Below are 20,079 nucleotides of genomic sequence, written 5' to 3' on the forward strand. Positions count from 1 at the left end.
AGCCTACGAAGGGTCATCTTTTTTAAACAGATGAACCCCTGTAACGATGATCAAACAAATGATAGAAGAGAGAACGATAGAGACGCTTGATATGCTGAGCGCCATCCCTTCCCATCTGCCAATGAAGAAACTGCCGATCAATAAGAGTAATCCAAACATAGTGATACATATCGGGACAATTAGCCTGGCATGGCGATGCCTGCGTCTTTTTCCTGCCCACCACGAGAGACAGAGCACAATGACAGTAAAAATAGCGGTTTGTAGCCAGAACATATCGCATCAACTCCTTTTCTTTTTTATCTTATGACAACGGAGGTTTTTACAATGAATATTAGACCGATTCAAAAGCAGGACAATCCTTTTATCGCGGCCATTATCCGCCAGTCATTAGAATCAGCGAATCTTGCGATTGAAGGTACAGCCTACACAGACCCACACCTTGATCAGCTTTTCGAATACTATCAATCATTGACTCATGCAGCCTATTGGATTGCCGAAGAACATGGTGAAATTGTTGGTGGCGTTGGCATTGCCCCTTTCACAGATGGCATTTGTGAGCTGCAAAAGCTTTATTTAAGCCCAAAAGCACAAGGCAAAGGTGCGGGCAAGAAACTGATGGATACGGCCCTCCAATATGCTGCTACATACTACGATGCTTGTTATTTAGAAACCCGCAGTGAATTAACAGCTGCTACTGGCCTTTATCAACGGTATGACTTTTCTCTTCTTCCTGCACCGATTGAAGGCTCAGAGCATTCTGCCATGGATGCTTGGTATCTCAAAACCTTTTCAGCGTGAGGCATAAAATAAGCGATACGTCTTTGTCCACTGAAAACCTAGCTTCTCTGCCAATTTGGCCGAGGTTGCGTGATGGACATCGCAATCCCAATGCGGTGTCTTCCCTTTTTCAACACAGATGCTGATCATTTGCTGAGCTGCTAACAAAGCCAACCCTTTTCCACGGCAGGCTTCATCTGTCCAAATATCGATTTCCACTCGTTTTTCACTTGAAAAAATAGAGATACATTCACTGACCACGTCTTCACCGTTTAAGATGGCAACTCCGACGCCATTAGATAAAAAGTGATCTACTCCTCCCCAATATGCTTCATAATAGCTGGATGGGAATACTTTGCTTGCGGCAATGACTTGTTCATTCGTGCGTTTGATCATTTCATCTTGATCAGGCACAATCAGATCAGGAGAGGTCAAGTCATAAGAATACGCATGTCTTTGCATTTCATTCAGTTGGGAACCGAAGCATTTTTTCATCATCTCATCTGATGCTGGATTTGCTGAAAACAAAGTGAACCGTCTGTTCTCTCTTTTCTGCTTTTTATAAACATCCACAATGAACGTTGAACATAATGAAAGTGCTGCTTCTGTCCTGCCTGCGACATAATAAATGCCGGTTGTTGTCCCTACAAAATAGACACACGGGTGATCTCGGTGATCCACATATAAATCTCCTTGTATCACCCCATCGAGTATCGCATCTACGAACACTGGATAGGCAGGATCAATCCGCCGAATTTCCTCTTTTACCGCTTCTGTCCTTTGTTGATCTACAAGATACAACATCATTCCTCCATTCACGAACGAGTATCTTTTCATTATAAAGGAAAGCCGCAGACACGCGGTGAATCTTTGCAACAAAAAGAATTCTTCTGCATCAAAGCAACATTCCATCGCATTCGCTTTCATCTATTGCTATGCTCATTGTGAGAGGAGGTTTATGAATGAAATTTCGTTTTTTCTGGAATCAAGAAAAGGATGTGACGGAAGTAGTCGTCATCAGCCATCCACATAATCAAGAGCGTTTACAAAAGATAACATCAATGCTGGAGACTAGTACATCTCTAACGGTCAAAGATCCAAAAAATGATCGGCAGTCTCTTTTACCATTAGAACAAATTGAAGCGATCTCTGCGCTTGGACATCTGTCAAAGGTGATCACGACTCAAGGTACGACGTATTTTCTCAGTAAACGGCTGAAGGATCTGAAGTCGTTAGAGCGTGAACATTTCTATCGTATCAACAATGCAGTCATTCTCAATTTAGCGCAAGTCGACAGCTTTGTCGCTGGTACGTACGCTCGCTTAGAGGTCGAAACCATCTCTAAAAACAGCTACACCGTCAGTCGTCATTACGCCAAATATATAAAGGAGCGATTCAAATGATCAAGGAACTAAAATATCAATTTATGCAAACAGCTTTTGTCTCTATCGTATGGCTGACACTCATACTGTCAATCACTCAATGGTCATCCTCTATCTCTTTTCATTACGTGTGGCACATCATTGCCATCGGGACTTTGGCAGGCATCGTCTTTGGGGTCATGTATCCTTTACTATGGAACTACTTTACCTTCCCAGCACCCATCAACATTCTCATCTCCACTGTCGTCAATTTAGGGTTTCAAGTAGGAGCCGTCGCTTTATATTCGACTACACTGCTCGAATGGATCATGCCTTATTTTATCGGTATAGCCTTTCTCACATTAGTAGGCCATATCATCGCCTTTCTATTTTACAAAAAGCAACAAAATCAAAAACTGGCGCAGGCACTGAATCACCTGAAGCCGCAGCCTTAAAAAAAGAGACCTTATTTGAAAGGTCTCTTTTCTATTATTCTGCTGATGCCTCTTCTGTCGCCTTCCCCTTCCAAATAAGGGTTAAGCCCAATCCAAGAAATAAGACAACACCTGCAAACAGGAATGGGAAATGAATATTTTGATCGAATAAAATGCCGCCAAGTGCCGGGCCAAAAATCGTACCAAGGCTTGTGTAGGTAGAGTTCATCCCTGCGACAAATCCTTGCTGATTGCCAGCGATTTTTGATAAGAAGGTCGTGAGGGCAGGGCGCAATAAATCGAACGCAAGGAAAATCACACACGTCACGATCAGCACAACCATAAAGCCTGACACGACTGTAGAAACAAAAGCGAGAACTGCTCCAACAATCAAGCATAGTTGAATAACTCGTTTCTCCCCAAGCGCATTCACCATTTTACCAAACACGAGGACTTGGATAATGACGGCTACAATTGAACTGACGGTAATGATAATCGCAATATCCTTCGGACCAAATCCAAACTTGTGATTTGTAAACAAGCTAAAGACCGTTTCATATGCAGATAGTCCAAACGCCAGCACAAAGACAATGATGAAGGCGATGAGATAGCTTGGATGAATCGATTTTTTCAAGTCTTTAAAGAAGGTCGATTCCTTCACTTGATCCATTTGTTTCTCTCGCTCTTCTTTTGTTAATGGTTCCTTCAGCATAAACATAGACGAAATCACAGCAATAAATGCAATCCCTGCTGCAAAGAAAAACGGCAGGCGAACGCCATATTCTGCAATAAATCCGCCAATTCCCGGGCCGATGATAAATCCGGTACTAATAGCAGCGGATACATACCCCATTGCCTTTGATCTTTCTTGAACAGTCGTGATATCGGCGACATAAGCGGTGACAGCCGGCATGATAAATGCAGCACTAATACCGCCAAGAACCCTTGCAAAATACAGAACATATACGTGTGTTCCTAAGCCAAAAACGAGTTCTGATAACGCAAATAGAAAAAGGCCTGACACAATCATGATCTTTCTTCCGTATCGGTCTACCCATCTTCCCGCAATAGGTGATGCGATAAGCTGTGCAACGGCAAACGCCGCCACAAGATATCCCATCGTACTGCCCGTTAAATGCATGACATTCATAAAGAGCGGCATGACAGGTATAATCAGACCGATACCTAAAAACGCAATAAATATATTACTTAATAAAATAACAAGTACGGCTTTTTGCTCACGAATCGGTTTTTGCATGATGTTTGTTTCCCCTTTACTGACTCACTTGTTACTCATGATGGTTGGTTCCGTGAATAAACAATGAGATCGCCTCTTTTTGTAATTCCTTTTTCTGCTGCATCGTGTCATTTTTATATAACACGTCTAATCCATAAAATACAGAAAGTAATATTTTCACTTTTGATTCAACATGCTGAATCGACCAGCTGCCATCTTCGTTTCCTTCAAGCAGGATGTCTCTCATCACATCATCAAAGTCTACATCAATCTTGTTCAGCCGCTCCATGACTTCATCTGATGTAAATGCACTGGCACAGAATTCTTCACTTGCTCTCATTAAAGGATAGTTAATCCCCATTTGACTAAGTAGCTCTGCAAACCCTGCGAGCTTATCAATGGCCCGGTGCAGCGTTTGTTTCTCTTCATGCCACGTCTCCATCATGAATCGATGATCCTCTTCCATAATATGAAGGAACAAAAACTCTTTTCCTTTAAAATGATGATAAAGGTTGCCTTTACTTATCTCAGCTGCCTCTAGAATATCTCGCACGGAAGTTTCCGAATATCCTTTTTTCGCAAATAAATCACGTGAAGCGGTGACAATTTTCTGCTTCGTCTTTTCACTTTTTCCAGCCCCGCTCTGTGCACTTGTCATCTATGAACAATCCCTTCTACCTTGCTTTTCTTCACATGGACAAATAAAACCGACCAGTTGGTTTATTTTTTTATTATAAATGGAGATCGCCCATAATACAATGAAAAAGTCATCGACTTCTTAAGGAGTGAATCTAAGTGAAAACAAACAAAACGATCATTTTTGCCCATCACCAAACAGGAAGTATTCTTTGTCCATTGTTGATGAAAAAAGTGGAGGTAGAGGTCATTTTCTCAGTAGTCTATCCTCCTTTTATTTAATTTTTCTTAACATTTAACTTCACTTAAATATTAAGATCGCATATAATATAGGAGAAAAGAGGTGATGTCATTGGATGAGGATATCATTCATTACAGCAAAAAAATCATTGAGTACTCAAATGCACTAGGTTCTATCTATGTAGAAGAGTATCAACGATTCTTAAAAAATGAGTATGCAGATTTAACAAGCAAACAAGAACTGACCCTTGAATTGCTGCGGTCGAAGACGAGAACAATCAATGAACTGGCTGATTATTTCTCCATTTCATCTAGTGCCGCTAGCCAGCTCATATCAAAGCTTGAGCAGCTTGGATATGTGAAAAGAGAGATTAATCCACATAACCGTAGAGAAATCATTGTTGATTTTGCTCAAAAGGGCCATGACTATCATAAAGATATTGAAAAAATTCAGCTGCATCTTATTCAAAAATACTATGCCCAGCTTTCAAAAGAAGATCTAAAAACATTATTATCGCTTTACGAAAAAATCTATCAAATTGCGAAAGAAACGCCTTAACCCGGCGTTTCATGCATGAATATGTAAGTTAGATAAACGATGAAAGGGATGATCAAATGGACAGGATTCATTTGCAAGATGGACGTCATATTGGTTTGTCTCAATACGGTGATCTTGAAGGATTCCCAGTATTCTTTTTTCATGGGACACCTGGATCGAGAGTGATGTTTTTAGATGATGATCCAATCTCAAAAGAGCTTGACATTCGTCTCATTTCTTTAGACAGACCTGGTTTTGGTTTATCTGATCCGCAACCGAACCGCACTATTTTAGACTGGGCAAAAGACGTACAGGAAGTGGCCGATCATCTTGATATCTCCCATTTTTCAGTGATTGGTGTCTCTGGAGGCGGGGCATTCGCTGCTGGTTGTGCCTATCAATTGCCAGACCGCATTCTTTCAGCTGCTCTCGTCTCAAGTACCACCCCATTTCAGGATGGTAAACCGCCTAAAAGTATGCTAAAGGAGAACAAGATTGCCTTTTTCCTCAGTAAAAGAATGCCTTGGCTCTTAAAGGCAAGTTATCGCGCTCAGAAAAAACTCATTGAAAAGAAACCAGAGAAATTCAAGAAACTAACGAAAAAAGGGAACAAACATTTACATCCATCGGATCGGCAATTTCTTCAAACCGATGAGCAACTGGAGCTGATGATGCGGCATTTATACGAAGCTACTCGTCAATCGGTTGATGAATGTATTCATGAACCAGATTTACTCTCACGGTCATGGGCATTCGATATGAAAGATATACAAATCCCTGTGGATGTCTGGCATGGAAAAGAGGATCAGATGGCCCCTTTTGCAGAGATAGAAAGCATTGCTCCCAACATTCCAAACGCCAAAACGCACTATATCGAGCAAGCAGGACATTTTCTTACTGATATAGATGATGTTTGGAGAGACATTTTACTCTCTTTAAAAAAACGGGCTGAACATCAGGTACACATATAAAAAAAGACCCAATGATACGTCGGGTCTTTTTCTTTTTAATACTGCTCGTAATAGGATTGAATTTTATCTGGATCTTTTGTTTTCGTCAGAGCCAGCATGAGTAGAATGCGTGCTTTTTGTGGATTTAATGAATCCGATGAGACAAAATGATGTTCATCATCCATTTTTTCATGTGTGACAATGCCATTTCCTGCACGGCTTGACCTCACAATCACCACGTCTTTTTTCACAGCATCTGTTGCCCCATTGATCGCTTCTGTTGACATCGTTCCATTTCCTGCGGCGGCAACGACAATGCCTTTCGCTCCTGCTTTAACCGCAGCATCATACACATACTTTTGATCATTTTGATAGCCGTATAAGATATCCACTTGCGGCAGTTCTTTTAGCTTTGAAATATCGAATTCACTGTCAGCTGTATGTTTTCTTGTCGGTTCGTTATAAAAAGAGACAACTTCACCCGCCACTTCTCCAATGTACCCTTGCTCAAGAGACTTGAACGAATCGGTTGTGGTGGTATTTGTCTTCGTAATAAAACGAGCAGAGGCAATTCGGTCATTTAATGTCACCATTACACCTTTGCCTTTGGCTTCTTTTGTCGAAGCAATTTTCACTGCATGATACAGGTTAAGCGGGCCATCCGCACTAATGGCAGATGCCGGCCTCATGGAACCCACAACCACCACTGGCTTATCACTTTTTACAACCAAATGTAAAAAATAGGCCGTTTCTTCTAATGTATCTGTACCATGTGTCACCACAATGCCATCCACTTGATCATCATTTAAAAGCTGATTGACTCGTTTCGCTAATTTTAAAAGCAGAGCGTTATCCACATTTTCACTGCCGACGTTCGCTACTTGCTCACCCGTGACATTTGCAATATCCTTCAGCTGTGGTACGGAAGCAATGACTTTATCGATTCCAAGTGCACCAGATTTATATCCAGTCGTATCTGTATTGCTGTCTGAACTACCGGCAATCGTTCCGCCTGTTGCCAGCACCTTAATATTGGATAAAGATTTATTCCCTGTCTCAACAGCCGTGTTTTTTTCTTTTGTTTCACTGGTAGTGCTTTCTTGATTACTTTGATTATTCTCTTGAGTGCTATCGTTCGCACAAGCTGCGGTCACCAATAGTGAAACAGAAAGAAGGGCAGCACCAAACCATTTTGTTACGTTCATAAGATCATCTCTTTTCTTAAATGTGATGAATAATTATCTGTCTATAGGGTTTACTTTATACCATTCCTTCATTCATCAGCATGAGGTGAAAGTCACAGAACCAAATAAAGGAAAAAGGACACTATTATCAAAATTTATTTATACCATAATACCTAAATTGACTTCAGAAATCGTTCTCAACCCATTTATGATAAAATATAGGAAATCTTACAAAAAAGGAGTACATACAGTGCGTTACGTTCAACCATTTTACAAAATTCTACTCACACTATTCTTCAGTTCCATTTTACTCAGCTTGTTCGTATGTTTGTATCCACCGATTCAGGGCGAGCCTGCGTTTATGATGCTTTACACTCCCATCTTTTTTGTTTATTATTTCATCTTTGCGGTACCTTTACAGTTGTTGTTTTCTTTACAGCCCAAGGCTTTTCATCCTCTTTATTTAGCGGCTTACTTACTGATAGCAATGATTGTCATGCTTTTTGTTATGGATGGAATTGAGAGCTCCACATCCCTTCCGATCATGATTGTCAGCAGTCTCATTTACTGGACCTGCGATTCTTTCATTCATCAAAGAAGCATAAAAAAAACACCTAATGTGTAGGTGTTTTTATCTATTCTAGTATGTGTTGACAGTGCTCCACATTATCCAAGACATCTTTCGGCTCGGTGACCTGCTGATCACTAAGAGAATCTATCCTCATTGATTGGAACTTTTTATTTCATGCTTGTGCCAGCGTGTGAAAAGATGGGGTCCTTCAATTCAAAATCAAATGTCTTCCCATCAACGATACCAACTGTTTTTGAACTGTCGTAAAGCTCAAGCAAGCACGCTGCCATTTCTTTTGATGTGTGATATTTCTTGATAGTGCCTTCATATTCGAATTGATCGACATCTAATGAACGCTTTGCAAATTCCGATTCTGTCGCAGCAGGCGCTAATACTTTTGCCTGTAATTTGGCTCCTTTTTCTTTCAATTCTAGGGCCAGTCCTTCAGTAAAGGCGCTCACATAAAATTTCGTGGCTGAATAAGTGACAGCATTTCCGACGACGGTATAACCCGCTCTTGAAGAGATATTGATTAGCTGCGTCCCCTCTTTTTGCTCATAATCACGGACAAACAGAGTGGATAAAATTGTTAACGCTTCAATATTGAGATGAAGCATGTCCCCGATTTTTTTCACATCCTGCTCTCCTATTGAACCAAAATGGCCAAACCCAGCATTATTAATGAACGTATCCAGCTCATCACCAGCTAATGACTCATAGAAAGAATACACTTGCTCTCTGTCTGTTAAATCAACAGACTGGATTTTCACTTGAATATCGGGATATGTTTCTAGAATCTTTTCTTTCAGTTCTTGGAGTTTATCAAGCCGGCGTGCAGCTAAGATCAGATTTTTTCCTCTTGCTGCAAAGGCCAAAGCCGTTTCATATCCAATACCTGAACTTGCTCCTGTAATGACTGTATAGCCCATTGTATATCCCCCTATTCGTATCTTCTAGCTGTTTAAAGTATAGCGAGAGCATGTGACTCTAGTCAATTTTGAAGAGATTCAAAGAGACATGAACAACTGAACGTTCAGCTTTTAATTGGTTTCTTTTGAATCATGTTGGAGAATAGCCTGCTGAGCTTTTTTTGTTAATTTGTGAAAAACCAGTTGATAGGAATGTTCAATTAGCTCTTCGACAAATGAAGATGGAATATCTGCATCAAGATAAATAGAATTCCAATGCGTCTTATTCATGTAATAGCCGGGAATAATTCCTTCATGCATTTCTCTTAATTCTTCAGCGCGTTGCGGATCACATTTTAAAGTGATGACTGGCTTGCGATCGACGTCTCCCCCCATCATGGCGAACATCTTTCCACCTATATGATAACGATCTGCCTGCCACTCAGGTTGATAGTCGTGGGTTGCTCCTTGTAAAGAAAGACAAAATGCCTGTAGTGTCTCTTTTTTCATTCTATTAGCTCCTTTTTAGATGTCTTCTATCTTTCTATTATATCGACTGCTGTGATTGTTGTATCTACACTTCTTTTCAAGACGTCAGCAAGAACAAAAAAAGCACAGAAAAAAAGTCTGTGCTTTTTACTTATATCCGAATATTTCTTATTCAAACGCCTTCTTAAGCTGATCGCTCATCAGATGCCAAGCCTCTTCAGCTATCTCTAAGTCTCCGGCATGAGTGAACGCATGAGGGACTCCTTTAAATTGTTTGTATGTGACATCTACCCCTGCTTCTTTTAACTTGTCCGCATAATGCTCAGCTTCTTCAGCTAGTGAATCCTTCTCAGCTGTGATAACAAGAGCTGGGGGCATTTGTGCTAACACTTCTCTCTCTGCAAAGACCGGAGAAACGAGCGGATTGTGCGGGTCTTGACCTTGCAGGTAGAAGGCATTAAACAGTCTCGCCAATTCAACTGGAATTGCTTCTTCAAACGCTGGCTTTTGTGCTGGATCAGTAGCTAAATCAAGCGGCGGATAGTCAAGCACTTGATAGACAATCGGAAGTTTGTTCCCTTTTTGGATATCAAGCAAACAAACCGCTGTTGCCAAATTCCCACCTGCACTATGTCCACCAATGGCTAATCGATTTGGGTCTATTTGTAGTTCTTCAGGATGTTCATATAACCATTTCATCACATCGTAGCATTCATGAAGAGCGGCCGGGAAAGGGTGCTCCGGTGCCAGCTGATACTCCACATTGACGACGATACACTCCGCACGATCTGCTATGACCGGACACCAGTGATTATCCATTTCAGCACTTCCAAGTATAAAACCGCCCCCATGCAAATTCACGAAAACAGGAAGGGGTTGTTTCAATGTTTTCACAGGTTTAAATACCCACACCTTTGTTTCACCAGCACCAGTTGGGATATCATATTCCATTTTGTTCACTTCAGGAGGGTGGACTGGCTTTAATTCTGATTGACCAGCTAATGAATCTTCAGCTGGTTGACGTAATGACTCAGCCATTTTGATTTGTTCGTCTAAGTTCATGATCTCAGCTCCTATCTTATTCTTTTATCTCTATCCATTCGTTACGAATTTCGTCTTTTCCTTCAATGTCGTCAGAGAGTCGTTGCTTTTTATCTATCTCCCCATTTTTAGCTCCTTTGAAACAAACATTCACCCCTATGAATAAATAAAAAAAGCACTGTGGCGCTAAGTCCTCAGTGCTTTTCATATATTATGATACTTGTTGTTCGACTTTCACTCGTTTAATAAAGAAAGCAATCACCAAGCCAATCACTGTCATAATGACAGCAAAGATAAAGGCATGCTGGACGCCATTTGTAAAGGCGAGTAGCTTATTGACTGGATTTGCGGGTTCAGCCACATTTTCCATAAAGCTGCGCGCTCCTGATGAAAGGATCGAGATACCAACCGCAGTCCCAATCGCTCCTGACACTTGCTGCAATGTATTCATAATCGCTGTACCATGAGGATATAGCTCTGGCGGCAGCTGATTCAAACCGTTTGTTTGGGCAGGCATCATGATCATCGCAATCCCAATCATTAACGTAATATGAAGCGTCACGATATAACCTATGGACGTATTCATACTTAAGTTCGTGAAGCCAAACATGGTCGCTGCAACGATGACAAGACCTGGGATGACAAGCCATTTCGGTCCAAATTTATCAAAAAGCCCACCCATGATTGGCGATAGCAGTCCATTGATAATTCCACCTGGTAATAGCATTAAACCAGCTGTAAATGTAGAAAGTGCCAAGGACGTTTGCAGATATAATGGCAAAATCATCATAGCAGACAGCATCACCATCATACACACTAAGATCAGAAGTAACCCGATCACAAACATTGGATATTTAAATGGGCTTAAATTCAACATCGGTTCTTTCATGTTTAACTGTCTTAGGGAGAACACAAGAATGCCAATGACACCTACAACAATCGCCACAATCACATGCATACTGCTCCAGCCGCCGCCTTCACCAGCACTGCTAAAGCCATACACAATTCCACCGAAACCGATTGTTGATAGCACAATCGATAAAATGTCGATTTTCGGTCTTGTGGGTTCCGTAATATTTTGCATAAAAATATACCCAAATACAAGTGCAGCAACCAATAACGGAAGCGAAATCCAAAAAATCCAATGCCATGTTAACGATTTAAGAATGAGACCAGAGACCGTTGGACCAACTGCTGGGGCAAACATAATAACAAGACCGATAATCCCCATTGATCTACCTCTTTTATGAGGCGGAATGATAACCAAAATCGTATTAAACATCAATGGAAGAAGCAAGGCTGTTCCTACTGCCTGCACCACACGTGCCACCATTAAGATACTGAAGACAGGTGCAACTGCGGCAATAAATGTACCGATGATCGAAAAGACCAGTGAGGTGATGAAAAGCTGTCTTGTTGTAAACCATTGAAGAATGAGGCCTGAAATTGGAACAAGAATCCCTAGTGTTAATAAATAGCCGGTTGTAAGCCACTGAGCAGTCGTTGCTTCAATACCAAAGTCTAATGTTAAACTTCTCAGCGCCATGTTGAGTGCCGTTTCACTAAACAGTCCAATAAACCCAGCTGTGATAAATGAAATAATAATGGGCAGCGTTCGAATGTCGGAAGCTGCTGTTTGCTGTTTGTTCATATTAAGTTGGCTCCTTTTCTTTTTCAATTTTGATGAACCATAAGTAGTTAGACTGGACAGAAATGAGCCACTTCAATGTCTAGGAAAAGACAGACAAAACCTGTCTTTCTGCAGCGAATTGTGCAATTTTTTCGATTGAGTAGCCGGATTCATGAATATAAAACATGAGTTCAGGCGTCATTGGAGAGGACATACATAATGTCGTCAACTCAATGTCTTGTATGTTCGCTTCTCCTTTTACTTTCGCTTCCTCGAGCAAATCACGAATGATTTGTTTGAGTGATTGACTGTAATGACAATCATATACTTTACTTGTCTGCTCTAAATTTCCAGAGATCGTCAGCATCCGGATCCAGTCTAAGTGATGACCAACGATGAGATGGATCTCCTCGAGAACATATTGCAAACGATCTTGAACCGGCTGATCACTGATTTTATTTAAGTAAAGATGCAAAGCAGGGATCAGCTGTTCAAATCTCTCACCAAGAATAGAGAGACACAAATCACTTTTATTTGCATAGCGGCGGTAAAGGGTTCCTTGACCAACACCAGCTGTTTTTGCGATTTTATGCATGCTGACATTCTCTACACCAAACTCTTGAAACAAAGAGAAAGCGACCTCTTCAATTTCCTTTCCAATATCCTTTTCCATGATGCTTCACCTTCATCCACCTTGCATATATCTCTATGTGTAAATCAAATTTCTTTCATTTTCATTAGGACAATTGTACCGGTATTATCTTACGGACAACTGTCCGCTTTGTCAATCATTATTTTTTACCTATCAATTTTCTTTTCATTCTATTAAAAAAACACACTGTTTATCATTATTTAGACCGATTTTCCATTTTGAGAGAATCATGTATGATCAAAAAGAAAACGCTTTCAAAAAAAGAGAGGGGAATGCCTACATGTCTTACCGTGTAAAACGAATGTTGATGCTGCTTGTCACTGGATTATTCTTAAGTTTGTCCACATTTGCTGCAAGTGCCTCGGCACAAACGGGCGGGTCGTTTTATGAACCGTTCAACAACTACAATACCGGGTTATGGCAAAAAGCCGATGGGTACTCGAACGGAAATATGTTTAACTGTACGTGGCGCGCAAACAATGTCTCCATGACGTCGTTAGGGGAAATACGATTATCGCTCACTAGTCCTTCGTATAATAAGTTTGACTGTGGAGAAAACCGCTCCGTTCAAACATATGGCTATGGACTTTATGAAGTCAACATGAAACCAGCCAAAAATGTTGGGATCGTGTCTTCGTTCTTTACTTATACGGGACCGACTGATGGTACGCCTTGGGATGAAATCGACATCGAATTTCTAGGAAAAGATACGACAAAGGTTCAGTTTAATTATTATACCAATGGTGTCGGAAATCATGAAAAAATCGTCAACCTTGGTTTTGATGCAGCAAACTCTTATCACACATATGCGTTCGACTGGCAGCCTAACTCGATTAAATGGTATGTGGACGGTCAATTAAAACATACGGCTACTACTCAAATCCCTCAAACACCTGGAAAGATTATGATGAACTTATGGAATGGTGCAGGTGTCGATGAATGGCTCGGCTCCTACAACGGTGTTACTCCACTTTACGCTCATTACAATTGGGTGCGTTACACAAAAAGATAACCACATCACAAAACCTGTGACAAGTCACAGGTTTTTCTTCATTTAAATAGAGTTCGTTTTTAATTGATGAACTAGTTTTTGTTCATAACTGTGGATAATATCTTCATAACTTTCAATCTTGTAATCTAACCGTTTAATCGTTTCTTCGATTTCCTTTTGTTTGTCTACAAGTCTTTCTCTCTCATTGACCAAAATACGCTTCCTTGAGGACAATGTACGATCCTCTCCCTCGATAAATAAAGCCGTATATTCTCTAAGAGCATCAATTGACAGACCCGCATTTCTCATACATTTAATAAATTCTATCCACTGAATATCTTCTTCTGTATAATCACGAACACCATTTTCATCACGCCTGATCGGTCTAATTAAACCTATATTCTCATAATACCTGAGCGTAGCAGTAGATAAATCGAGCTGCTTGGCGGCTTGTGCTATTTTCATTGTTTTCACCCTTCTCTTCTTTCTCTTACTTGACGATCTCCCTTTTCCCATCATCTCCATTTTTATCGAGAAGACAAGATACTTTTGGCTCAAATCTTGATTCAAGGTTGATGCTAAAGCCTGAATTGAGGCGATCACAGGGTTCTATGTTGACTTAAAGTTCACTTTAAGACGTACAGTATAGAGGAAGGACCGAATCTTACTTTTGAAAGGATGATCCAGAATGTGTCAGACGCACCAATCAAATGTTTTAAGTGTTTCCCATGCAAAAGCAAACTTTGAACGGACAACCATTGAACGAAGAGCACTTCGTCCACATGATATTTTAATTGATATTCAGTTTAGCGGGATCTGTCATTCAGATATCCACAGTGCCTTTGATGAATGGGGCGGCGGTATTTTCCCAATGGTTCCGGGTCATGAGATTACTGGAGTTGTTTCAGCTGTTGGGGATGCTGTCACGAAATTCAACATTGGTGATCGTGTAGGCGTCGGTTGTTTTGTCGATTCTTGCGGTACATGTGAATATTGCCAAAATGGAGATGAACAATATTGCAAGAAAGGAGTCGTTCAAACTTATAATAACCTGGATTATGATGGAGAACCAACTTACGGCGGCTACAGTCAGAAAATTGTTGTGACAGAACGATTTGTTGTCAATATTCCTGACCAGCTCTCCCTCGATGCCGCCAGCCCTCTTCTCTGTGCCGGTATCACAACGTATTCTCCGTTAAAACACTGGAAGGCTGGGCCTGGCAAAAAAGTGGCGATTGTCGGAATGGGCGGTCTAGGTCATGTCGCCATTCAATTTGCACGCGCACTTGGTGCAGAAGTGACTGTATTAAGCCGCTCTATGAATAAAAAAGAAGAGGCGCTGTCATTTGGTGCAAAAGACTATTTTGCTACAAGTGACCCTGATACGTTTAAGACACTAGCCGGTCAATATGATCTCATTCTCAATACCGTCTCTGCCAATATCAACGTGGATGCCTATTTGTCCTTACTTCGTGTTGACGGAACATTAGTAAACGTCGGTGCACCACCAAAGCCAGACAACTTCCATGTGTTTTCATTAATTACGGGGCGTCGCAGCATCGCCGGCTCACTCGTTGGCGGCATCCAAGAAACACAAGAAATGCTCGATTTCGCAGCTGCTCACAATATCGCACCACAGATTGAAGTGATCAACGCAAAACAAGTCGATGAAGCGTATGAACGTGTGCTCAATAGTGATGTGCGTTATCGGTTTGTGATTGATATTTCGACATTATGATCAAAAAATCATGTTCAAAGACTAGCCAGTTTGGCTGGTCTTTTGTTGTTTCAATCAAAATAAAAAAGGCTACTATATGAATAGTAGCTCAAAAGATCGGTTTATATTTTGCGAAAAAGCATATTATGAACGATTTGTACTCCTATTGGTTACTCGATGTATATGAATGATTAAATAGACAAGCTCTTCATCGGTAGGAGTGATCCTATCATTTTTCTCTAGGTATGTGACCATTTTTTGTGCACAGCTATATGCTTTTGGATAACGGTTTTTTATTTGTTCAAAAAGCGAATCATTTTCATCCGGTATTCCCTCTTTAGAGAGAATTCGATAGGCAAAATATCTTAAATGTGTCATAAACCTACTATAATTTATTGAATTTTCGTCTAGTTTAATGCCATAGTGGTATTTCACAATATTGATTAGATCATTCACAATCTTGGTCACTTCAATGGTTTGCTTCATATCACTCCCGCTCTGTTGAGCATTTACAAAATGAAGCGCAATGGACGCAGCTTCTTCAGTTGGCAGTGCAATTTGAAGCCGCTCTTCAACGATTTTTAGTGCCTCTAAAGCCACATGATATTCCTCTTTATGAAATTTTTGAATTTCCCATAAAAGCGGGTTTCTGATATCGATGCCTTCTTGATATCGTGTTATGGCAAAACTAATATGGTCCGTCAAGGTTAGGTAAATATTTTGGTTGAAACTTACGGCTAATTTATTTTCAGCATATTCAATCATGTCTTTTGTTAGTTCTAAATATTCGATGTTAATATGTTCAATGAGTTCAGTCAGCTTGTTGGTTTGACCTTTGTCAATGACAAACTTTTTATCCACTTTCGAAAAGTCTACCTCTTCACTGTTATGCTTATTAAAACCGATCCCTTTCCCCATCACAATCATTTCATGATCCATCTCATCACTTAATAAGATGACATTGTTATTAAAGATTTTTTTGATTTTCATTTAGATCACCCACTTTCCTACAATCCTAAAGAAGAAAATCCAGAGAAAATTTAACGTTCTCATTTTAATCTATCATACTTTATTAAAAAAATACTTTTATCATTTTAAAATGTTAAAGCTGACTAAATGAGATCAGTTCGATGCCTTGTTCTTTCATGTAACCTAACCACTCCTGCTTTAACAATAACTGTAGATCCTCTTCTCGCTCATCATTTAATGAAGAAATTGTTCGCAACTCATCATCAACAAATCCAGGATGGCACGGTATTTCAATCGTTGCGTTTGTCTGTTTATATTTTGCTATCGTATTGATGAGGACAGATTCCTGCATAATGGGAACTGAGAAATCTGCGCATAATACATCTGTCGTTTTCACACCCGATTCGGCTAATTGAGATTTAATGAAAGGATCATCCGTTAAAACATCATCTTTTCTCATAGGAACACGATATTCTTTGGCCAATTCAAGGATGATCTGAAACATCTCTGCATGCATAACACTAAAACCATGATGTGTGTCAATATGTGTCAGTGTTAATCCCGAAGAAAGGAACTTTTCTATTTGGGCTCTGAGCTCTGCACGGACTTCTCCTTTATGAAACGTACTTGGAATCAATGATGGCTTTCGATAGAAATTCCCTTTGCCATCTACAATCGACTGAACCTTCCCACTTTCAAGTATAGGTTTCAATAATGTAAGGTTTAAGTGGACTCCCATTGCTTCAATTCCTGCTTCTTTTGCTAATTCTATAGATCGATCAAAATGTCTTGTATTCGTCAACATCGTGGTATCTGTAATGATCCCTTCTTGCATCCCTTTCAAAATGCCTTTACTCACTGACTCTGTTAAACCAAAGTCATCTGCATTGATAATTAACCTCACGGAAGCACACTCCTTTTCCTGATATTTAGAGACAAACACCAGGTAAAGAATACCTGGTGTTCATATTAAGATTTTTTCTTTAGATTCAGTAAATCTTCGTTCTTTTGAATTTGCTCTTCAACTGGAACAACCGCATCTATGTGCTCATATTGGTCGGAATTTGTGATGACAATTGGTGTTGTCGTCTGAAAACCAGCTTCAATGATTTTATCTAATTCAAATTTGATGAGAGGCTGGCCTTGTTTCACATCATCCCCTTGATTCACCAAACAAGTGAAATACTTTCCATCCAGTTTCACCGTATCTATTCCTACATGGATTAATATTTCGGCTCCCTTTTTAGAAATCATGCCAACTGCATGTCCACTTTCCATTGTAACCGATATGACGCCATCTACCGGGGCAACGACTTCCCCTTGGCTCGGTTCTATCGCAATTCCTTTCCCCATCGCTTCTGAAGAAAAAACAACATCACCCACTTGTTGAAGTGCTTTCACTTGTCCAGAGAGAGGGCTCATGATTGACTCGTTTGTTTCAAGCTCTTTATTCGTAGCGTTGTCTTCTTTTTTCTGTTGATGCTTCAATTCATATCCAAATATGATGGGAAGAACTGCTGCAATAACAATCGTTATCACAATACCTAGGATATAGAGAATCATCGGACTTTGAGCCGGGAACGTAAATACGTTAAGGAAGAAATTAAAGACAACTAATTTTACGTTAAAGATCGCAATCAGCGCTCCTCCAATGGCTCCTGCTACAACCATATAGATCATTGTTTTTCTATGTCGAAGGATAATCCCATATAAAATGGGTTCCGTAATTCCAGATAAAATGGCTGATAGAAATGTCGAACCACTTAAGGCTTTCATATCTTTGTCTTTTGTTTTCAAGAAGACCCCTAAAGCAATCCCCATTTGTGCTGCAACAGATGCTGCTGCCAATGGCACAATTAAATCAGATCCACTTTTAAGATTTTCTAAAATGATAGGCACCATTGCCCAGTGCAGTCCAAACAAAACTAAGAAAGACCAAGACCCTCCAATGATAATACCCGATACAATATGACTGCTATTGATCAAATAATTGACCAAGTCGCCTAACCATGTCCCTAAATAAACACCAAATGGTCCAACGAGCATGGTTGTTAAAGGTACAGTGATCAAGATAGATAAAAACGGAACAGCAAATATTTGAATATTTTTGTGAATGACTTTCTTTAAATTTCTTTCAATGAATGCAAATAGACTGACGGCAATAAATATAGGAAATATTGATGATGCGTAATCTAATAAAGGAACTGGGATTCCTATAAAGGAGACAACGTTTCCTGCCTCACGCAGAGCAGTGAAGTTAGGCTCTAGCAGTGCTGCACCAATAGCACCTGCTACATATGGGTTTGCACCTAATACTCTAGCAATCGTGACTCCTAATAAAATGGGTAAGAAATAAAATACTGCATTACCAGCTGCCGCAAGAACGGCGTACGTACCACTTTCTGGCGTTAATATATGAAGATTTTCTAAAACGATTAACAGTGCTTTCATCAAACCTGCCCCTGCAAAAGCAGGAATTAATGGCGTTAAACTTCCTGAGATTAAAGCAAACACTTTTGATAAAATGGTTTGTTTTTGCTCTGATTTCCCGACGGAATGGTCATCATTAAATTGCCCTTGACGTTCAATTTCTTGATAGACATCAGATACATGACTTCCAATGACCACTTGCAATTGCCCGCTACTTTCAACTACCTTTAAAATGTCTGGATGTTGCTCCAGTTCACCTTTTTTCACTTTATCACTTTGGCTCACCCTAAAGCGCAGCCTTGTTGCACAATGAGTGACACCTTGAACATTCTCACTGCCACCCACCAATTTTAAAATATCTTTTGCTAACGTCACTTTATCCACTTTCATCGCCTCCAGAAAAATAGTTTAAACCAAACTTTTTTACGAGTTCCCCCCTTCAAAACAATAAACATGTTATCTTTCTATGTTGAAATAAAAAAACCTGAATTGAGGCCGGTTAATTGCATCGCAATGCAATTAACTCACATCAATTCAGGTTTCGCCTGCCGAACAGTCACAATCCCTTTTCATATATGTCATTGTCATGAAGATTTGCTGAAAAAAGGTATAAAAAAACCTAAACTGAAACCAATACAATAACAAACATTATTGTACACGTATCAATTTAGGTATCGCCCTTAACGGTCACAATCCTATTATGAAACTGCTTACACATTTAATATAGAGTATTTTTTTAAGAAATACAATATAAATTTTAACTAATTCAATTCTTGTTAAAGAACGTTTGAGTAAAAAAGAAAATAAAATAATTTATGGAAATTCCGCATTTTGTCAATCTAGTATGTTATACTATACACTAACCTTTGAAGCATGAAATTTTTTACGAATACCTTGCACCATCTCCCTACTTGTACGCTGAGTAGGGTTTTTTCATGCAAAAAAAACAGGCCCTCTGTAGAGAACCTGTTTTGAAAAAAGAAGATTAAGCAGTTTTTTGAACGTTAGCAGCTTGAGCTCCACGAGAACCTTGCTCTACGTCAAATGTTACTTTTTGACCTTCGTCTAAAGATTTGAATCCGTCACCTTGGATAGCTGAGAAATGTACGAATACATCGTCGCCTTCTTCACGTTCGATAAATCCAAAACCTTTTTCTGCGTTAAACCATTTTACTGTACCTTGTTCCATGATTGTTGCCTCCTCGTGCGTTTACCACACAATGTATTATACTATCCTTGCCCAAAGTACCCTCAAGACGAAAAGTCAATCTTCATACTATCCTTTACGCCGAACAAAAATAATTACTTTTTATTATAGCATGAA

23 protein-coding genes are annotated in these 20,079 nt (G+C 39.9%); 8 read left to right on the forward strand and 15 right to left on the reverse strand.

Going from position 1 to position 20,079, the window contains the following annotated elements; genetic code table 11:
• Positions 1-3 precede the first annotated feature (3 nt).
• Positions 4-273: a YesK-like family protein gene (locus ES896_RS12860; protein WP_039956342.1), complete on the reverse strand. Its 270-nt coding sequence runs from the start codon at positions 271-273 to the stop codon at positions 4-6.
• 51 nt (positions 274-324) lie between these two features.
• On the opposite strand from ES896_RS12860, the gene ES896_RS12865 reads away from it, so the two are divergent.
• Positions 325-798, forward strand: a complete 474-nt coding sequence (locus ES896_RS12865; RefSeq protein ID WP_008346715.1) for a GNAT family N-acetyltransferase — start codon at positions 325-327, stop codon at positions 796-798.
• Here the strand turns inward: ES896_RS12865 and ES896_RS12870 are convergent.
• Positions 790-1,578 carry a GNAT family N-acetyltransferase gene (locus ES896_RS12870; RefSeq protein WP_129548115.1) on the reverse strand — a complete coding sequence of 263 codons (789 nt, stop codon included), beginning with the start codon at positions 1,576-1,578 and terminating at the stop codon, positions 790-792. The two genes, ES896_RS12865 and ES896_RS12870, sit on opposite strands and share 9 nt — an antisense overlap.
• 161 nt (positions 1,579-1,739) lie before the next feature.
• Here ES896_RS12870 and ES896_RS12875 point away from each other — a divergent pair, with 161 nt between their 5' ends.
• Together ES896_RS12875 and ES896_RS12880 are read left to right on the forward strand one after the other, a co-directional pair.
• Positions 1,740-2,180 carry a LytTR family DNA-binding domain-containing protein gene (locus ES896_RS12875; protein WP_135226856.1) on the forward strand — a complete coding sequence of 147 codons (441 nt, stop codon included), beginning with the start codon at positions 1,740-1,742 and terminating at the stop codon, positions 2,178-2,180.
• Complete coding sequence (locus tag ES896_RS12880) at positions 2,177-2,593, forward strand: hypothetical protein (protein ID WP_129548114.1); 417 nt, start codon at positions 2,177-2,179, stop codon at positions 2,591-2,593. Before ES896_RS12875 ends, ES896_RS12880 begins: the two co-directional genes overlap by 4 nt.
• A 34-nt stretch (positions 2,594-2,627) precedes the next feature.
• Here ES896_RS12880 and ES896_RS12885 read toward each other — a convergent pair whose 3' ends face one another.
• Together ES896_RS12885 and ES896_RS12890 are read right to left on the reverse strand one after the other, a co-directional pair.
• Positions 2,628-3,830 (reverse strand): MFS transporter, encoded by a 1,203-nt coding sequence (locus ES896_RS12885; protein ID WP_050826998.1) that lies wholly within the window; start codon positions 3,828-3,830, stop codon positions 2,628-2,630.
• 31 nt (positions 3,831-3,861) lie between these two features.
• Entirely contained in the window at positions 3,862-4,467 is a 606-nt protein-coding gene (locus tag ES896_RS12890) for a TetR/AcrR family transcriptional regulator (RefSeq protein ID WP_017366681.1), read from the reverse strand.
• A 137-nt stretch (positions 4,468-4,604) separates the two neighbouring features.
• Between ES896_RS12890 and ES896_RS20415 the strand changes: the two genes are divergently transcribed.
• The 3 genes from ES896_RS20415 (at position 4,605) to ES896_RS12900 (ending at position 6,194) form a co-directional block, all read left to right on the forward strand.
• Complete coding sequence (locus tag ES896_RS20415) at positions 4,605-4,727, forward strand: hypothetical protein (protein ID WP_017366680.1); 123 nt, start codon at positions 4,605-4,607, stop codon at positions 4,725-4,727.
• 64 nt (positions 4,728-4,791) lie between these two features.
• The gene (locus ES896_RS12895; RefSeq protein WP_007496431.1) at positions 4,792-5,244 is read left to right on the forward strand and encodes a MarR family winged helix-turn-helix transcriptional regulator; all 453 of its coding nucleotides are present in this window, start codon (positions 4,792-4,794) and stop codon (positions 5,242-5,244) included.
• Between the two features lie 56 nt (positions 5,245-5,300).
• On the forward strand, positions 5,301-6,194 hold the full coding sequence (locus ES896_RS12900; protein WP_135226857.1) for an alpha/beta fold hydrolase: 894 nt from the start codon (positions 5,301-5,303) through the stop codon (positions 6,192-6,194).
• 35 nt (positions 6,195-6,229) lie between these two features.
• Here ES896_RS12900 and ES896_RS12905 read toward each other — a convergent pair whose 3' ends face one another.
• The 6 genes from ES896_RS12905 to ES896_RS12935 all read right to left on the reverse strand — a co-directional run bounded on the left by ES896_RS12905 (position 6,230) and on the right by ES896_RS12935 (position 12,669).
• The gene (locus ES896_RS12905) at positions 6,230-7,378 is read right to left on the reverse strand and encodes a type II asparaginase (RefSeq protein ID WP_007496435.1); all 1,149 of its coding nucleotides are present in this window, start codon (positions 7,376-7,378) and stop codon (positions 6,230-6,232) included.
• Between the two features lie 717 nt (positions 7,379-8,095).
• Entirely contained in the window at positions 8,096-8,857 is a 762-nt protein-coding gene (locus ES896_RS12915) for an SDR family NAD(P)-dependent oxidoreductase (RefSeq protein ID WP_017366677.1), read from the reverse strand.
• A gap of 111 nt (positions 8,858-8,968) precedes the next feature.
• Entirely contained in the window at positions 8,969-9,346 is a 378-nt protein-coding gene (locus ES896_RS12920; RefSeq protein ID WP_007496439.1) for an MmcQ/YjbR family DNA-binding protein, read from the reverse strand.
• A gap of 147 nt (positions 9,347-9,493) precedes the next feature.
• Positions 9,494-10,387 (reverse strand): alpha/beta hydrolase, encoded by an 894-nt coding sequence (locus ES896_RS12925; protein ID WP_007496440.1) that lies wholly within the window; start codon positions 10,385-10,387, stop codon positions 9,494-9,496.
• A 190-nt stretch (positions 10,388-10,577) separates the two neighbouring features.
• The gene (locus ES896_RS12930) at positions 10,578-12,017 is read right to left on the reverse strand and encodes a DHA2 family efflux MFS transporter permease subunit (RefSeq protein ID WP_017366675.1); all 1,440 of its coding nucleotides are present in this window, start codon (positions 12,015-12,017) and stop codon (positions 10,578-10,580) included.
• Between the two features lie 79 nt (positions 12,018-12,096).
• Entirely contained in the window at positions 12,097-12,669 is a 573-nt protein-coding gene (locus ES896_RS12935) for a TetR/AcrR family transcriptional regulator (protein WP_057078413.1), read from the reverse strand.
• A 259-nt stretch (positions 12,670-12,928) separates the two neighbouring features.
• Between ES896_RS12935 and bglS the strand changes: the two genes are divergently transcribed.
• Positions 12,929-13,660, forward strand: a complete 732-nt coding sequence (bglS, locus tag ES896_RS12940) for a beta-glucanase (RefSeq protein WP_060832817.1) — start codon at positions 12,929-12,931, stop codon at positions 13,658-13,660.
• Positions 13,661-13,702: 42 nt separating this feature from the next.
• Here the strand turns inward: bglS and ES896_RS12945 are convergent, their stop codons facing one another.
• The gene (locus tag ES896_RS12945; RefSeq protein WP_046342750.1) at positions 13,703-14,104 is read right to left on the reverse strand and encodes a MerR family transcriptional regulator; all 402 of its coding nucleotides are present in this window, start codon (positions 14,102-14,104) and stop codon (positions 13,703-13,705) included.
• A 223-nt stretch (positions 14,105-14,327) separates the two neighbouring features.
• On the opposite strand from ES896_RS12945, the gene ES896_RS12950 reads away from it, so the two are divergent.
• Positions 14,328-15,377 carry an NAD(P)-dependent alcohol dehydrogenase gene (locus ES896_RS12950; RefSeq protein ID WP_017366672.1) on the forward strand — a complete coding sequence of 350 codons (1,050 nt, stop codon included), beginning with the start codon at positions 14,328-14,330 and terminating at the stop codon, positions 15,375-15,377.
• Between the two features lie 123 nt (positions 15,378-15,500).
• Here ES896_RS12950 and licT read toward each other — a convergent pair whose 3' ends face one another.
• From licT to ES896_RS12970, 4 genes are all read right to left on the reverse strand, one after another.
• Positions 15,501-16,346, reverse strand: coding sequence for a BglG family transcription antiterminator LicT (gene licT / locus ES896_RS12955; protein WP_017358459.1), 846 nt, complete (start codon positions 16,344-16,346; stop codon positions 15,501-15,503).
• Positions 16,347-16,458: 112 nt separating this feature from the next.
• On the reverse strand, positions 16,459-17,229 hold the full coding sequence (locus ES896_RS12960) for a carbohydrate deacetylase (RefSeq protein ID WP_017366671.1): 771 nt from the start codon (positions 17,227-17,229) through the stop codon (positions 16,459-16,461).
• 65 nt (positions 17,230-17,294) lie between these two features.
• Positions 17,295-19,139, reverse strand: a complete 1,845-nt coding sequence (locus tag ES896_RS12965; RefSeq protein WP_035390358.1) for a beta-glucoside-specific PTS transporter subunit IIABC — start codon at positions 19,137-19,139, stop codon at positions 17,295-17,297.
• 601 nt (positions 19,140-19,740) lie between these two features.
• A complete protein-coding gene (locus tag ES896_RS12970; protein ID WP_003214229.1) occupies positions 19,741-19,944 on the reverse strand; it encodes a cold-shock protein in 204 nt (67 codons plus the stop codon).
• Positions 19,945-20,079 lie beyond the last annotated feature (135 nt).

This window comes from Bacillus sp. 005/A4HT-01/001, from assembly GCF_004634445.1.
Taxonomy (GTDB): Bacteria; Bacillota; Bacilli; order Bacillales; family Bacillaceae; genus Bacillus; species Bacillus altitudinis.